The organism is Bacillus sp. FJAT-27245 (assembly GCF_001273955.1).
Classification (GTDB): Bacteria; Bacillota; Bacilli; order Bacillales; family Cytobacillaceae; genus Bacillus_D.
Window position 1 is genome coordinate 4,552,318 of the sequence record NZ_LIGI01000001.1, and the last position, 15,623, is coordinate 4,567,940.

14 protein-coding genes and 1 tRNA gene are annotated in these 15,623 nt (G+C 47.6%); 14 read left to right on the plus strand and 1 reads right to left on the minus strand.

All coding sequences use genetic code 11. The annotated features are described in order from the left end of the window. The first annotated feature begins 55 nt into the window (after positions 1-55). From pth to ADU24_RS22200, 11 genes are all read left to right on the plus strand, one after another. Positions 56-616 carry an aminoacyl-tRNA hydrolase gene (pth, locus tag ADU24_RS22150; protein WP_053368678.1) on the plus strand — a complete coding sequence of 187 codons (561 nt, stop codon included), beginning with the start codon at positions 56-58 and terminating at the stop codon, positions 614-616. Between the two features lie 83 nt (positions 617-699). Continuing rightward, complete coding sequence (locus ADU24_RS22155) at positions 700-930, plus strand: anti-sigma-F factor Fin family protein (protein ID WP_053368679.1); 231 nt, start codon at positions 700-702, stop codon at positions 928-930. 108 nt (positions 931-1,038) lie between these two features. Further along, complete coding sequence (mfd, locus tag ADU24_RS22160; RefSeq protein WP_053369050.1) at positions 1,039-4,569, plus strand: transcription-repair coupling factor; 3,531 nt, start codon at positions 1,039-1,041, stop codon at positions 4,567-4,569. 257 nt (positions 4,570-4,826) lie between these two features. Further along, the gene (gene spoVT / locus ADU24_RS22165; RefSeq protein ID WP_053368680.1) at positions 4,827-5,363 is read left to right on the plus strand and encodes a stage V sporulation protein T; all 537 of its coding nucleotides are present in this window, start codon (positions 4,827-4,829) and stop codon (positions 5,361-5,363) included. A gap of 173 nt (positions 5,364-5,536) precedes the next feature. Continuing rightward, positions 5,537-7,144: a putative polysaccharide biosynthesis protein gene (locus ADU24_RS22170; RefSeq protein ID WP_053368681.1), complete on the plus strand. Its 1,608-nt coding sequence runs from the start codon at positions 5,537-5,539 to the stop codon at positions 7,142-7,144. Next, entirely contained in the window at positions 7,144-8,613 is a 1,470-nt protein-coding gene (gene mazG, locus ADU24_RS22175) for a nucleoside triphosphate pyrophosphohydrolase (protein WP_053368682.1), read from the plus strand. The genes ADU24_RS22170 and mazG overlap by 1 nt, the downstream gene beginning before the upstream one ends. A gap of 26 nt (positions 8,614-8,639) precedes the next feature. Further along, complete coding sequence (locus tag ADU24_RS22180) at positions 8,640-8,906, plus strand: RNA-binding S4 domain-containing protein (RefSeq protein WP_053368683.1); 267 nt, start codon at positions 8,640-8,642, stop codon at positions 8,904-8,906. A 76-nt stretch (positions 8,907-8,982) separates the two neighbouring features. Further along, positions 8,983-9,288 carry a sporulation protein YabP gene (gene yabP, locus ADU24_RS22185; protein ID WP_053368684.1) on the plus strand — a complete coding sequence of 102 codons (306 nt, stop codon included), beginning with the start codon at positions 8,983-8,985 and terminating at the stop codon, positions 9,286-9,288. Further along, the gene (yabQ, locus tag ADU24_RS22190) at positions 9,285-9,917 is read left to right on the plus strand and encodes a spore cortex biosynthesis protein YabQ (protein WP_053368685.1); all 633 of its coding nucleotides are present in this window, start codon (positions 9,285-9,287) and stop codon (positions 9,915-9,917) included. Before yabP ends, yabQ begins: the two co-directional genes overlap by 4 nt. Positions 9,918-9,929: 12 nt before the next feature. Then, the gene (locus ADU24_RS22195; RefSeq protein ID WP_053368686.1) at positions 9,930-10,319 is read left to right on the plus strand and encodes an FtsB family cell division protein; all 390 of its coding nucleotides are present in this window, start codon (positions 9,930-9,932) and stop codon (positions 10,317-10,319) included. A gap of 95 nt (positions 10,320-10,414) precedes the next feature. Beyond that, positions 10,415-10,834 (plus strand): S1 domain-containing RNA-binding protein, encoded by a 420-nt coding sequence (locus tag ADU24_RS22200; protein ID WP_053368687.1) that lies wholly within the window; start codon positions 10,415-10,417, stop codon positions 10,832-10,834. 209 nt (positions 10,835-11,043) lie between these two features. On the opposite strand, the gene ADU24_RS22205 is transcribed toward ADU24_RS22200, so the two are convergent. Next, positions 11,044-11,117, minus strand: a tRNA-Met gene (locus tag ADU24_RS22205). Between the two features lie 224 nt (positions 11,118-11,341). Between ADU24_RS22205 and spoIIE the strand changes: the two genes are divergently transcribed. From spoIIE to ADU24_RS22220, 3 genes are all read left to right on the plus strand, one after another. Further along, complete coding sequence (spoIIE, locus tag ADU24_RS22210) at positions 11,342-13,810, plus strand: stage II sporulation protein E (RefSeq protein ID WP_053368688.1); 2,469 nt, start codon at positions 11,342-11,344, stop codon at positions 13,808-13,810. Positions 13,811-13,877: 67 nt separating this feature from the next. Beyond that, on the plus strand, positions 13,878-14,615 hold the full coding sequence (locus ADU24_RS22215; RefSeq protein ID WP_053368689.1) for a VWA domain-containing protein: 738 nt from the start codon (positions 13,878-13,880) through the stop codon (positions 14,613-14,615). Beyond that, positions 14,584-15,567: a protein kinase domain-containing protein gene (locus ADU24_RS22220; protein ID WP_053368690.1), complete on the plus strand. Its 984-nt coding sequence runs from the start codon at positions 14,584-14,586 to the stop codon at positions 15,565-15,567. The genes ADU24_RS22215 and ADU24_RS22220 overlap by 32 nt, the downstream gene beginning before the upstream one ends. Positions 15,568-15,623 lie beyond the last annotated feature (56 nt).

Below are 15,623 nucleotides of genomic sequence, written 5' to 3' on the forward strand. Positions count from 1 at the left end.
TAGCCTTAGAAATAAGGTTACGTCTTTTATCATTTATTGAGCGGGGGAATCAGGATTGAAATTGATTGTCGGTTTAGGAAATCCCGGCAGGCAGTACGCGGACACCAGGCATAACATTGGCTTTGCCGTCATTGAACGCCTGTCGGACAAGCTTGGCATCCCTCTGGACCAGCTGAAACACAAAGGCTTGTTCGGAATGGGCCATTACAAAGGCGAAAAGGTAATGCTTCTGATGCCCCTCACTTATATGAATCTTTCAGGTGAATCCATCCGCGCGGCTATGGATTTTTATAAAATTGATACCGAGGGCCTTCTTGTTATTTACGATGACCTTGATTTGCCTGCAGGGAAAATCCGCCTCCGCCAAAAAGGAAGCCCAGGCGGCCATAATGGAATCAAGTCAACAATCGCCCATCTTGGAACGGCCAACTTTAACAGGATCAGGATTGGGATCAGCAGGCCCCCAGCTGGCATGGCTGTACCGGATTATGTACTCGGCCGGTTCAGGAAGGACGAAGAACCGCTGATGGTGGAAGCTGTCGAGAAAAGCGCAGCCGCCTGTGAGGCATGGCTCGAAAAGCCATTTTTACAAGTGATGAACGAATTTAACCAGTGACCTGGCAATACAATGGAGGAAATGAATAATCTTTTTCCGCGCCGTCCATACTATGGATACGGCTTGCCTTAGGAGGGAAATGATTGTCTATCCATTATATTTGCCGCCATTGCGGCGTCGGGCTCGGTTCGATTGGCCATACATCAGCCGACTCTGTGATGCTCGGCCTTCATGCGCTTAATGGGCGGGAAAGGGCCGCGATGGTTTCATATCAGCAAAACGGTGATATACAAATAAAGTCCATATGTGAAAATTGCCAGGAATCATTAGAAAAAAACCCAAGTCTACATCAATATGATTACTTGATTCATTAATCAGGCTTTGGATAAAGTTCCAAAGCGTTTTTCTGTTTCTATACGATGGGAGTATAACGTATGAGTTTTGGAGAAAAAGGAAAAGCAGCCGGGGAAGGAGTGAACGGGATGGAAGGACTGAAAGCGCTGTTTCTTGATCAGGAAGATATACAATCTGTTATCAGTGGGGTGGAAGGCGGTTTAAAGGAGCAGTTGGTCGCCGGTTTGTCCGGCTCCTCCCGGACGGTCCTCGCGGCGTCGATTTACAAGCAGACGGGCAGGCCGATCCTTCTCGTCACCCATAACCTCCTTCAGGCACAAAAGCTATATGACGATATTTCAAGTCTCTTACCTGAAAGGGAAGTTTACTTATTTCCTGCCAATGAATTGATTGCCGCTGAAATGAGCATTGCCAGCCCCGAACTTAGGGCGCAGAGGATTGAGGTGCTAAATGACTGGAGCACGGGTGGGAAAGGCATCCTGATTGTTCCGGCGGCGGGGCTGAGGAAGATTCTTCCGCCGAGGGAAGTATGGGCAGGGTACCAGTTCCGGATAAGCACTGATAAAGACCTGGATATAGACGAAGCGCTGGAGGCTTTTGTGAAAATGGGTTATGTCCGGTCAGAGATGGTCGCAACCCCCGGGGAATTCAGCGTCAGGGGTGGAATAATTGATATTTTCCCGCTCACACAGACAAACCCGTTCCGGATAGAGTTATTCGACACAGAGGTGGAATCAATCCGGACTTTTTCCATTGAAGACCAGCGTTCAAGGGAAAAAGTTACGGAAGCGTTGATTGGCCCGGCGACAGAATTGCCGCTAGGCGAGGCCGATTATTCGAGGTTGTCCCAAAAACTTGCGGAAGGCTTGACGGAAAGCCTGAAGGCAATCAAGGATGATAAAGCGAAGCTACAGATGTCGCAAAATGTTTCTTTTGAATTGGAGCAGTTGAAAAATGGCCAGCGCCCGGACCAACTATTTAAATATGCCTCGCTGGCATATGAACATCCAGCTAGTTTACTAGACTATCTTCCCGGAAACGGCTTGGTCATAATCGACGAGGTCAGCAGGGTACAGGAAATGAATGACTCCCTGGACAGGGAAGAAGCGGAGTGGTACACATCGCTGTTAAGCGAAGGGAAGATTATCCATGGTTTATCCCTATCCCACCGTGTCCCTGATCTTTTCCAAAAAAGAGTATTTCCTGTTTTGTATTTGTCGTTATTCCTCCGCCATGTGGCCAATACGAACCCGCAGAATATCATCAATATTTCCTCGAGGCAGATGCAAAATTTCCATGGACAAATGCATCTCTTGAAGTCGGAGATGGAACGCTGGAGAAAGGGCGGTTATACGGTTCTTTTCCTCGGCGCAGATTCCGAACGGGTTGGAAAGCTGCAAAGAGTGCTCGAGGACTATGGGATAGAAGCGGGATTGGCAAGCGGCGACGCCAGGCTTGTTCCCGGCAGTGCCTTGATTATGCTAGGAAGCCTTCAGGGGGGATTTGAGCTTCCCTTGCAGAAAATCGCGGTAATTACCGAGGAGGAACTTTTTAGCAAACGACCGAAGAAATCCCGCCAGCGCCAAAAGCTTTCCAACGCGGAGCGGATTAAAAGTTATTCGGAGCTGAAAGTCGGCGACTATGTCGTCCATGTCAATCACGGGATTGGGAAATACCTTGGCATCGAAACGCTCGTCATCAATGGGCTCCACAAGGATTATCTCCATATCCGCTACCAGGGGACAGACAAGCTTTATGTCCCTGTTGAACAGATCGACCTTGTCCAGAAGTATGTTGGGTCGGAGGGAAAAGAGCCGAAGATTTACAAGCTTGGGGGAAGCGATTGGAAACGGGTTAAGAAAAAGGTCCAATCGTCCGTACAGGATATTGCGGATGATTTGATAAAGCTGTATGCGGAGCGGGAGGCTGCGGTCGGGTATGCTTTCAGCCCAGACGGCGATTTGCAGAGGGAATTCGATGCTTCCTTCCCTTACCAGGAAACGGAGGACCAGCTTCGTTCCATCCACGAAATCAAGCGGGATATGGAAAAGCCGCGGCCGATGGATCGGCTTCTTTGCGGCGATGTTGGCTACGGGAAAACAGAAGTTGCCATCCGGGCAGCCTTCAAGGCAATTGCCGATGGGAAGCAGGTCGCCTTTCTCGTCCCTACTACAATCCTGGCACAGCAGCACTATGAGACAATCAGGGAAAGGTTCCAGGACTACCCAGTCACGATTGGCCTCTTGAGCCGGTTCCGTTCAAGGAAACAGCAAACGGAAACGATTAAAGGGCTAAAAGCGGGTACTGTTGACATCGTTGTCGGCACACACAGGCTTTTGTCCAAGGATGTTGTTTACCGGGACATCGGCTTATTGATTATCGATGAAGAGCAGCGGTTCGGGGTGACGCATAAAGAGAAAATCAAGCAATTAAAAACAAACGTTGATGTGTTAACGCTGACCGCAACGCCGATTCCAAGGACACTCCATATGTCAATGCTTGGCGTCCGCGATTTGTCGGTCATTGAAACTCCCCCGGAAAACCGTTTCCCAATCCAGACTTACGTAATGGAATACAATGGGATGCTTGTAAAGGAAGCGATTGAACGGGAACTTGCAAGGGATGGGCAGGTCTACTTCCTGTATAACCGTGTCGAGGATATTGAACGGAAGGCAGAGGAAATTTCCATGCTTGTTCCGGATGCCCGGGTTACCTATGCCCACGGGCAAATGTCCGAAAATGAGCTCGAATCCGTCATGATCAGCTTCCTTGCGGGTGAATTCGATGTTCTTGTTAGCACGACAATAATTGAAACAGGCGTTGATATACCAAACGTCAATACCCTGATTGTCCATGATGCGGACAGGATGGGGTTGTCACAACTGTATCAGCTAAGGGGGCGTGTCGGGAGGTCAAACAGGATTGCCTATGCCTATTTTACCTACCGGAAGGACAAGGTACTTACCGAAGTAGCCGAAAAGCGGCTCCATGCGATAAAAGAATTTACGGAACTTGGTTCGGGCTTTAAAATCGCGATGCGGGACCTGTCCATCAGGGGTGCCGGAAATCTTCTTGGCGCCCAGCAGCATGGCTTTATCGATTCTGTCGGTTTCGACCTTTACTCACAAATGCTGAAGGAAGCGATTGAAGAGCGACGAGGAAAGCAGAAGGATGAAGAAAGGCCGACAGTCGAAATCGATCTCGAAATTGATGCCTATATACCGGATTCCTACATTCGGGATGGGCACCAAAAGATTGAAATGTACAAACGGTTCAGGGGAATTGAAGGGATTGAAGACCTGAACGAACTGGAAGAAGAATTAAAAGACCGTTTCGGGGAATATCCTGACGAAGTTTCCTACCTGTTCAATGTTGCCGAAATAAAAATCCACTCCCTAAAAGCGGGTGTCGAATCAATCAAACAGCTAAAGGATACAGTTACCATCCTTTTGGATGAGAAAGGGAGCACGGAAATCCCCGGGGATGCAATTGTTGAAATCACCTATCCTTACGGGCGAAGGGCCGGCTTCGGAATGGACGGCAGCAAGTTCAAAATTACCCTGGATGTCCGCGGGGAGGGAACCTCGAGGTGGCTGCATGCCATTTATGAAATTGCGAGGGGGCTGGACGCCGCCAGGAATAAAATAGGAAAGAAATAATCGTTGCAACGAGGTTTTTTAATTGGTTTCAATGTTTTAGCACGAATAAACATGGGTATTTCTACTATGTAAGCCGGAAACTTTTATTGGCAGCTTTATCCTATTTTGGAAGTTTTGTTACCTCTAATAAAATCCTATTCGCCAATGAATAGAACTTTCCATATGAAGGATACTAAGTTCAAACTTGGTGAAGCTATCACCATAAAGGAAAAAGGAACACCAATTTCAATCATCAGATGAAAGTGAGGCAACATTGGATGAAAGCAACAGGTATAGTTCGTCGAATCGATGATTTGGGTCGTGTTGTTATTCCAAAGGAAATCCGCAGAACCCTTCGTATAAGGGAAGGAGATCCATTGGAGATTTTCGTCGACCGTGATGGAGAAGTAATCCTTAAAAAGTATTCACCAATCAACGAGTTAGGCGACTTTGCAAGGGAATATGCAGAAGCGCTTTATGACAGCCTTGGAAATCCTGTATTAATTTGTGACCGGGATACTTATATCGCGGTGGCGGGAGGTTCCAAGAAAGATTTTCTGAACAAGAATATTGGGGAAGTGGTTGAAAAGGCTATGGAAGACCGCTCTTCGGTCCTTGTCACCCAGCAAGGGACAATCGGGCTGGTCGATGGGATTGAGGAATCGGTTTCTGCCTATACAATCGGACCAATCATCGCAAATGGCGACCCAATCGGAGCAGTCATCATTTTTGCAAAAGAAGGCAACCTTGGGGAAGTAGAGCAAAAAGCGGTTGAAACAGCAGCAGGCTTCCTTGCAAGGCAAATGGAACAGTAATGAAGGAGAAGGCTGGCCCAAAGCGGGTACAGCCTTCTTTTTTGGAAAAATCGGAGTGTGTAAGGTCCCTCCATCACGTTCGGCCTGCTTGCACTTCACTAAAATGACGTTTCGTCTGGATATGGGACCATATGCTATAATAGTTGTCGAATTCTATTATGAAGGAGACTGAAATGGAGCCGGTAAAACAGGCGGAAAAACTTTTTAAGGGAGCCTTCATCTTGGCGGCTGCCGTATTGTTTACAAAACTTTTGAGTGCTGGTTACCGAATCCCATTCCAGAATATTGCCGGGGATGTCGGCTTTTATATTTATCAGCAAGTGTACCCGTTTTATGGAATAGCCATCGCCCTTGCAACAACCGGTTTTCCGGTCGTCCTGTCGAAGCTTTATGCAGAACGGGGGGAGAGGGGCGGCCAGCTGCTTGCGGCGTCGTATATCATCCTGCAGCTTTTCGGGCTGGTTTGCTTTGCGGTGCTTTACACAGGAGCGGGATTAATAGCGAGGTTGATGGGAGACCCAAGCCTCTTTGTATTGATTAAGGTCGTTGCGGTTGTCTTTTTATTGTTTCCGCCAATCTCTGTCCTGCGTGGATATTTTCAGGGGAAGGGAGATATGGTCCCGACAGCGTCCTCCCAGGTTGGCGAGCAAGTCGTTCGGGTAGCGACCATACTCTTCGTTGCCGTCCTGTTTACCAGCCAAGGCCTATCCTTGTACTATGTTGGGGCGGGTGCCATGTTTGGGTCCATCACAGGGGGCATTGTGTCACTCGGTATGCTCGCGCTTTTTTTCCGAAACAGGCATCGAGATGTGCTCGCCAAGGTTTCCCATTCGCTTCGGATGCCACCATTAAAGGAAATAAAACACGCTGCCAAAATGCTGGGGCTGCAGGGGCTCGCCATCTGCACTGCCAGCCTGTTGATGGTTTTCATTCAACTTGGCGATGCTTTAAATCTCTATTCCCTCCTTGTCAGCCAAGGCATTGCCCCGGAAACCGCCAAGGAAATGAAGGGCGTCTTCGACCGTGGGCAGCCTCTTATCCAGCTTGGCCTCGCGGCGGCCTCGGCTATTTCATTATCTGTTGTTCCCTTGATTGCGAGCAACAGGCTAACACGTGATAAAGCGGTCCTCGTCCATAACATCAGGCTTGCAATGCAAGTAACCGCCGTAATTGGGGCCGGTGCGGCCGCGGGCCTTTGGATGATCGCCAAGCCCGCCAATATTATGTTATTTGAGAATGCGAAAGGCACCGCAGTGCTCGCGGTGTTGAGCCTTGCAATCATTTTTAGTTCGGTTATTTCAACCGCATCGGCAATTTTGCAAGGCCGCGGGGTCTTATTTAAGCCGGCCGCAGCCATCCTATTGGGCTTCCCGTTAAAGTACATCCTTAACCTCGCCCTTGTTCCCAAATTTGGAACGCTTGGCGCGGCATGGGCCACCGCGCTTACGTTATGTCCAATCGCCATTTGTGCCATCCTGTTCTTAAAGAGCAGTATAGGCGTGGCAGCTTTCCAGTGGGGATTTTTAAAAAAAGCAGGTGTTGCCCTTGCGGCGATGCTCATATTTGTGAAGTTGTTCCTAGTTGGCACCGGTTTTTTATATAGTACGGGCGGCGAACGGGCGGCTGCGGCCATACAGGCGGTGGGGGCAAGTTTGTTCGGAGCGTTCATTTACGCTTTGGCCATCGTTAGGAGCGGTGTCTTTCGCGCGGAAGACCTTGCGCTGTTTCCATTCGGAAGCAAACTATTATTATTGCTGCCAAAAGATAGGAGCAGGATATGATGAAAAAAGAAATTGAAATTATTGGATTAGGCTCGGCCGATTTGGATGCCATGCCGCTTGGGGTGTACAAAAAAATAAAACAGCGGGGAAGGGTTTTCCTAAGGACAAAGGAACATCCTGTCGTTCGTGAGCTTGAGAAAGAAGGATTCGCCTACACCTCTTTTGATTCCATTTATGAAAAACATGACTCATTTGAAGCGGTTTATGAAGAAATCCGTGATACCCTTCTTGCCCAGGCATCCCTCGGGCCGATTGTATATGCGGTTCCGGGCCATCCGCTTGTTGCTGAACGGACAGTCCAGCTCCTGCTTGAAGCACAGGCTCAGCAGGAGGGAATTTGTATCAGGTTCGGAGGGGGGCAAAGCTTTCTTGATGCGCTGTTCCTTGCTCTAAGAATCGACCCTGTAGAAGGCTTCCAGCTCCTGGATGGAACCGCGCTCAGGGCCGAACAGCTGCAGTTGCGGCAGCATATGTTCATTAGCCAGGTTTATGACCGGCTAATCGCCTCGGATGTCAAACTTACCTTAATGGAAAGGCTCCCGGATGAATATGAAGTAACCATCATAACCGCAGCCGGAAGCTCCGAAGAAAAGATAGAAAAGGTGCCTCTTTATGAATTGGACCATAAAACGGAAATACATAATCTTGTGACCTTGTATGTTCCTCCCGTAACCGAAGAAGAGCTCCTCATGCGTGACTTCTCCAAATTGAGGGAAATTATTTCTGTTTTGAGGGGGCCAAACGGCTGCCCGTGGGATAAGGAACAAACACATGATTCCCTGAAAAAGTACTTGCTTGAAGAAACATATGAAGTCATTGAAGCGATCGACAGTGGAGACATTGACCATTTAATTGAAGAACTTGGCGATGTGCTTCTTCAGGTCATGCTCCATGCGCAAATTGGCGAGGATGATGGGTTTTTTTCAATTGATGATGTTATTGAATCGATTGCAGCCAAAATGGTCAGAAGGCATCCGCATGTTTTCGGCACAAAATCGGTAGATACGGCGGAGGAGGTTGTTGCCAACTGGCAGCAGATTAAGGAGAGGGAAAAAGGGGCTTTAAAGAAAGAGTCCCTTCTAGAAGGGATACCAAAATCATTCCCTGCCCTTATAAAAGCATATGAATTGCAAAAAAAGGCGGCAAAAGCTGGATTTGACTGGCAGGAAATCGGCCCGGCGTTCGAGAAGGTTAAGGAAGAGCTAGATGAATTCGAGGCCGAATTAAAAAATGAAGCGGGGCTTTCACTCGCAAAAAAGGAATTCGGTGATCTCTTATTCGCATTTGTAAATGTCGCAAGGTTCCTTGGCATCCATCCCGAAGAAGCGCTCATGGAAACGAATACTAAATTTGTTCGCCGCTTCCGTTACATTGAAGAAATGGTAAAGAAAAGCGGTACGGCAATCGAGGACCACTCGCTTGAGGAGCTTGACCGCTTTTGGAATGACGCCAAGAAAAACGGACTATAGAATTTAGGAGATTAGGGGGAAGAACGATGAGGCTTGATAAATTCCTGAAGGTTTCGCGAATCATTAAGAGGCGGACGCTTGCAAAGGAAGTATCCGAACAGGGTAGGATTCTTGTGAATGGCAACCAGGCCAAGGCTAGCACGGCCGTCAAAGTGGGAGATGAATTGACCATCCGTTTTGGCCAGCGAATCGTCACAGCGAGGGTTGACCGAATCCAGGAAACATCCCGTAAAGATGAAGCGGCCGAAATGTATACGATTGTGAAGGAAGAAAAGGCTCCATCCGAAGAATAAGGCTTGTTCTATTTAATCCCTGAAAATCATACTATGTACAAAAATAGCATGTACAATGTGATTCGGGGGATGAACAATGAACCAGTATTATGACTCAAACGCAACAAACAAAGGGGCGGCGCCTGATCATGATGTCATTATGAGGGGAAGGAAACTCCTTGATATTACCGGGGTCAAACAGGTGGAAAGTTTCGACAACGAGGAATTCCTCCTGGAAACAGTCATGGGGTTTTTGTCGATAAAAGGACATAATCTGCAGATGAAAAACCTCGATGTCGATAAAGGCGTCGTATCGATTAAGGGAAAGGTTTTCGAACTTGTGTACCTTGATGAGCAGCATGGAGACAAGGCTAAAGGATTCTTTAGCAAGTTATTCCGATGACGCTCACGGTACAGTTTTTAACAATGGCGGCGATGGTTTCGGCAGGGGTGGGATTCGGGGCGATGCTCGATACGTACCAGCGCTTTCTGAACCGCCCGAAGCGCAAAAACTGGATTACGTTTATAAACGATATCCTCTTTTGGGTTGTCCAGGCGCTGATTGTTTTTTACATTCTATTCCACGTCAATAAAGGAGAAATAAGGTTTTATATTTTCATCGCGCTGATGTGCGGTTTCGCCGCCTACCAAGCCTTGTTGAAAGGTGCCTATCTCTGGCTTCTCGATCGGGTAATCCATGCCGCGGCGGTGGCCGGCAGCATTGTGGCAAAAACAGTCCGGCTGCTTATTTTCAAGCCGGTTGCTGGCCTTGCCCAGCTTGCCATCGCTTTAATCCTGCTCCTCTTTAAAGCAGTCCTGTCCCTGCTCCGCCTCCTGTTAAGAACCGCGTATTTTCTCGTCCGGATACTGATTTTGTACCCAGTAAAAAAAATATTCGCTTTCATGTGGAAGTTTTTGCCGAAAGGGATTAAAAAACCGGCGGAGAAGTTATATAATAGTGGGACAGGAATTCTATTGAAAGTACGGGAAGTTTATAAACGGATATTTAAGTGGAATAAAAAAGAAAAGTAAGGGGGAGAGCCCTTGGAAGCACCAAAGAAACGAAACGTGGCAAGGATTCGCAACAGCTATGTTGAATCTCAATATTATTCGGAAGAAGCCGCTTCCAGGAAACGGAAGGCGTTGGTGAGAAGGCTCACTGCATTTGCCTTGCTGGCAGCCCTTTTAATTTACTTTACTGTAAGCTCCATTTATTCGCGTACCGAAGTACTGGAAAAGAAAAAGGCGGAAAAGGAAAAGCTTGAGCAGAGGCTTGCCAGTCTTGAACGGGAGCGCGAAATCCTGAACGAGGAAATCATCAAGCTGAACGATGATGACTATATCGCGAAACTGGCAAGGAAGGAATACTTCCTGTCCGACAAGGGTGAGATTATTTTCAATATTCCCGAGGACAATAAAAAGAAGGAAAAATGATACAGTGCACTCTTGTTGACACTTATTTTAATACTTAGGTATAATCTATAGTAAGACTGATTTTTTTTATTTTTTTAAGGAGGAAGTTTCTTTTTATGTCAATCGAAGTAGGCAGCAAGTTACAAGGGAAGGTTACAGGGATTACAAATTTCGGAGCGTTCGTCGAGCTGCCGGAAGGTTCAACAGGCCTTGTCCATATTAGTGAGGTCGCTGATAATTACGTAAAGGATATCAATGACCACTTGAAGGTTGGCGATATGGTAGAGGTTAAAGTCATCAATGTCGAAAAGGATGGGAAGATTGGCCTCTCCATTAAAAAAGCCAAGGACCGTCCTGAACCGCAAAGGTCTTACACGCCACGTCCCCGCCAGGGAAGGGCGAATGACCGGAATGCAAGGCCTGAGAATTTTGAGTCGAAAATGGCCAAATTCCTTAAGGACAGCGAAGATCGTTTATCCTCTCTTAAACGGAACACCGAATCAAAACGCGGTGGAAGAGGGGCTAGAAGAGGCTAACTTGTTGCTGCTTATCAACCAAATATTTATTATACCAGGCAGGCCCGTTGAGGTTCTGCCTGTTTTGTTTTTCAAAAAGCCGATTGCTGATGGTATGGAGTCGGCAGAAGCCAATCCATCTTTTAGTGACGTGTTCCATCGTGGCAAACAAAAAAGGCTCTCCCTTATAGGGAAAGCCTTTGAAAGCCGAAAAGCTCCGGCAAAAAGTATAGCGGCGGAGGGGATCGAACCCCCGACCTTACGGGTATGAACCGTACGCTCTAGCCAGCTGAGCTACACCGCCATTTTTTTAAACACAAATTACATAATACATAAATTGAAAAGGACTGTCAATACCTTTTTTAAAAATACCATTTCAATCTCTTTGGCGGCTTTTGCCCAACCATGGCAGGCTGGGTGAAATGAGTCGAAGAATTCCATAGTCTCTATGCTTGATTTTGACAATCTTTGAATGCTTGTCCATTTATAATGAAGCACAATAACGAGACGACGGGGGAGTGTGTATTTTTGGAAAGGGCAGAACAAACAGTGATGGACCATGTATCGGGATCGGGCATCCGCCCCAAGTGGGGATTGGCCGGAGTTTTCGGGAAACTGCAATCCGAGGCGGAGAGGTTTGTTTTGAAAAAGGGATATTTCCTTGTCCTGGTCGGTTTTTTACTTGGACGGGCATTGATTCTTGCAAAGCTGGCGCCGTTCGGCCTTCCCTTTTTCGCCGCAGTATTTTTCATTAAAAAGGAACGGGCTCCGTTGGCGCTTTTTGGGCTTGTCGCGGGCGCAGCAACTATTTCCTTTGGCCACGCGGCCTCCACTTTCGCCATGGTGTTCCTTTACCTTATAGTCTACAAATCCACCGGGAAATGGGTGGGAAATCAGGCCAGGGCAATCCCTTATTCTATCGGTGCAGTACTGTTTGCCGGAAAACTTGCTGAAAGGTTTATTCAAGCTGGAAGCGTCTCTGTTTATGATACGGCAATGGCCGGCATAGAAGGAATACTGGCCTTCATCCTCTCGTTGATTTTTATGCAAAGCGTTCCCTTGGTTACAGCCAATAAACGGAAACAGCCTCTGAAAACAGAAGAAATTGTTTCTTTAATCATCCTCCTTGCATCTATTATGACCGGGACAATTGGATGGGTAGTCTATGGCCTGTCGATTGAACATGTGATGTCAAGGTATTTGGTCCTCCTGTTTTCCCTTATGGCAGGCGCAGCGGTCGGTTCAACCGTCGGTGTTGTCACAGGCCTCATTTTCAGCCTCGCGAACGTTTCGAGCTTTTCACATATGAGCCTTCTTGCCTTTTCAGGGGTGCTCGGCGGTTTGCTGAAAGAAGGGAGAAAGGCTGGTGTCTCGCTTGGGCTTCTCGTTGCGACCCTTTTGATCGGAATGTATGGGGAAACTGGCGTAAGCCTTCAGTCAACCATGCTGGAAACCTCGGCCGCAATCCTGCTTTTTTTCCTGACTCCCACTTCGTTAACCGCGAGAATTGCAAAATACATACCGGGGACTCCGGAGCATACGGCTGAGCAGCAAAAATATATGAGAAAAATGCGAGATGTGACGGCAAAAAGGGTTGCCCAATTTTCAAATGTGTTTGAAGCGCTTTCGAAGAGTTTTTCACACGATGACGACGACATAGACGGAGAAGAAAAGGAACTGGACATCTTTTTGAGCAATGTTGCTGAAAAGACTTGCCAGACGTGTTTTAAAAAGGAGCATTGCTGGACAAGGAACTTTACTACAACATATGGCTATATGGAAGAAATTATGCTTCAAATGGACCAGTCGAAGGCAACGATTCCTCCAAAACTGGCGCGCGAGTGGGAAAAGCTCTGCTCGAGGCCCAAAAAGGTAACGGAAGCGATTCATCAGGAACTAGCCGTTTACCAGGCAAACCAAAAGTTGAAAAAGCAGGTGAAAGAAAGCAGGCGGCTCGTCGCGGACCAATTACTTGGCGTTTCTGAAGTGATGGGAGATTTCGCGAAGGAAATCCAGCGCGAGCGTGAAAACCTCCATAAACAGGAAGAACAAATAATGGAGGCCATCCAGGATTTCGGCCTACAGATTGAACATGTGGAGATTTACAGCCTCGAACCCGGAAATGTCGATATTGATATGACAATCCCATATTGCAATGGGCATGGGGAGTGCGAGAAGCTCATTGCCCCGATGCTTTCCGACATTCTTGGCGAAACAATCATCGTTAATTCAGAGGAATGCGGTGCCTACCCTCACAGTTCTTGCCAAGCTACATTCCGCTCCGCGAAAACATTCACTGTGGAAACAGGGGTCGCGTATGCTGCCAAAGGGGGCGGATTGGTTTCCGGGGACAGTTTTTCGACGATGGAGCTTGGAAGCGGGAAATACGCTGTTGCGATCAGCGATGGAATGGGGAATGGAGAGCGCGCCCAGGACGAAAGCCGTGAAACACTGAAACTCCTTCAACAAATCCTGCAATCAGGCATCGAGGAAAAGGTTGCCATCAAGTCCGTTAACTCGGTCCTGGCCTTAAGGACAACGGATGAAATATTCTCGACACTCGATCTTGCGGTTATTGATTTGCAGAATGCTTCGGCAAAATTCCTGAAAATCGGTTCCACTCCAAGCTTCATTAAGCGTGGCGAAAAAGTGATGAAAATACAGGCAAACAATCTTCCGATGGGAATTGTACAGGAATTCGATGTCGATGTTGTCAGCGAGCAGCTGAAGGCAGGCGATTTATTAATCATGATGAGCGATGGGGTGTTCGAAGGGCCAAAGCATGTTGGCAACTATGAAATGTGGATGAAACGGAAAATCCATGAACTTGAAACGAATGATCCGCAGGAAGTAGCTGATTTGGTAATGGAAGAGGTCATCCGCTCCAGGTCGAACAAAATTGAAGATGACATGACTGTCGCGGTCGCGAAAGTAAAACACAATACCCCAAAATGGGCCTCCATCCCGGTACATGGAATGAAAAAGAAACGGGCATAACAGGCTTTTGTATAAATACCCTCCTTTCCGTCGAAAATGGTACTATTTAACGAATGGAGGAGACGGAATGAATACGGGGAAAATCAAGCAACTTCTCGTGATTACGGACGGCTGTTCGAATCAGGGGGAAGACCCTGTCGCAATGGCGGCACTTGCGAAAGAGCAGGGAATTACGGTCAATGTTATTGGAGTCGTCGATCAGGATCCAATTGATGGCCAGGGTAAGAGGGAAATCGAAGGGATTGCCATGTCCGGTGGCGGCGTGAGCCAGGTGGTCTATTCCGAACAGCTTTCACAAACGGTTCAAATGGTAACAAGGAAGGCCATGAGCCAAACGTTGCAAGGAGTAGTAAACCGGGAATTAAGGCAAATTCTTGGAAGCACGAAAACACTTGAAGATCTACCTCCGGAAAAAAGGGGGGAAATCCTTGAGGTTGTAGATGAACTTGGCGAGACTGTCGACCTTGAGGTGATTGTCCTTGTTGATGTGAGCGCAAGCATGAAGCATAAATTGCCGACAGTCAAGGAAGCGTTGCTCGACCTGTCCATAAGCCTGAATGCGCGTTCTGGAAAAAATCAATTTTCAGTCCTAGTATTTCCCGGGAAAAGTGGAGAAACGGATCGGATCCTTGATTGGACGCCAAGGCTGGAATCCGTTAGTTCTATTTTTCCAATGCTTGCAGCCGGAGGGATTACTCCGACAGGCCCGGCTATCCGCAAAGCAATCCAATTGTTCAATGAAAAAAGCGCATTAAGGAGACTTCTGGCTGAAAATGATGAATCCTTCCTCGAAGAATCCATGTAGGATAGGGACCGGGACGGTTATTTCCGGGAAGTGGCACAGGAATGAATATCTTGTTTTGAAAGAATTGGGCAATGGTGCAAACGGAGTTGTTTATTTGGTGAAAAGCGGGAACGAGGAAGCCGCTTTGAAAATCAGCGGAAATAGCATGTCCATCACTTCGGAGGTTAATGTCCTAAAGTCTTTTGCCAAGGCCCGGGGCCAAGCCCTTGGGCCTTTATTGCTTGATATGGATGATTGGATTGCTCCGGATGGCATGTTCAGTTTTTATGTTATGGAATACATAAAAGGGCCGGGACTTCAGCAATTCGTTTTTCAAAAAGGGAAGGAATGGATGCACGTCCTTTTGCTTCAATTATTAACTGATTTGGACCTTTTTCACAAGAACGGGTGGGTGTTTGGCGACTTGAAGCCGGAAAATCTGATCGTTACAGGCCCACCCCCAAGAATCCGCTGCATTGACGTAGGCGGAACGACACTAATTGGCAGGGCCATAAAGGAATACACCGAATTTTACGACAGGGGGTATTGGGGGCTTGGGACAAGAAAAGCCGAGCCGTCCTATGATTTGTTTGCGGTGGCGATGGTCATGATCGCATCCGCTTACCAAGGGACCTTCCGAAAAGCAGAAGGTGGAATGGGGCAGCTGCTTGGAGCAATCCGGAAAAAAGAAGAGCTTACCCGCTTTGAGCCGGTGCTCTCAAATGCGCTGCTGGGCAAATATGGTTCCGCCAGGGGAATGCGGGAAGCTTTGCTCCGCACCGCAAGCCCGCTGCAGCCTAAAATCGGTGCGGCACCAACAGTACGACCTACGGCACCACCGGCGGCAGGGCAATCGTTAAGAAGGCATCCTCCCGGGAAAACCAAAAAACGAAGCAACAAAAAAGAAACCTTTTTTGTTATTTCAGTCCTGGCGCTTCTTTATTTTGTCTATATTGTTGTACAATTAACGTGATTGTCTATTCCACACTCAGAAAAAAAGTGTGAAGAAAACGGAAGAAATGAAACTTT

Coding starts and splice junctions, on each gene's coding strand:
- yabQ (WP_053368685.1), top strand. CDS start 9,285: ATGACGCTCACGGTACAGTTTTTAACAATGGCGGCGATGGTTTCGGCA.
- spoVT (WP_053368680.1), top strand. CDS start 4,827: ATGAAAGCAACAGGTATAGTTCGTCGAATCGATGATTTGGGTCGTGTT.
- ADU24_RS22200 (WP_053368687.1), top strand. CDS start 10,415: ATGTCAATCGAAGTAGGCAGCAAGTTACAAGGGAAGGTTACAGGGATT.
- yabP (WP_053368684.1), top strand. CDS start 8,983: ATGAACCAGTATTATGACTCAAACGCAACAAACAAAGGGGCGGCGCCT.
- ADU24_RS22170 (WP_053368681.1), top strand. CDS start 5,537: ATGGAGCCGGTAAAACAGGCGGAAAAACTTTTTAAGGGAGCCTTCATC.
- ADU24_RS22215 (WP_053368689.1), top strand. CDS start 13,878: ATGAATACGGGGAAAATCAAGCAACTTCTCGTGATTACGGACGGCTGT.
- ADU24_RS22180 (WP_053368683.1), top strand. CDS start 8,640: ATGAGGCTTGATAAATTCCTGAAGGTTTCGCGAATCATTAAGAGGCGG.
- mazG (WP_053368682.1), top strand. CDS start 7,144: ATGAAAAAAGAAATTGAAATTATTGGATTAGGCTCGGCCGATTTGGAT.
- ADU24_RS22220 (WP_053368690.1), top strand. CDS start 14,584: ATGATGAATCCTTCCTCGAAGAATCCATGTAGGATAGGGACCGGGACG.
- mfd (WP_053369050.1), top strand. CDS start 1,039: ATGGAAGGACTGAAAGCGCTGTTTCTTGATCAGGAAGATATACAATCT.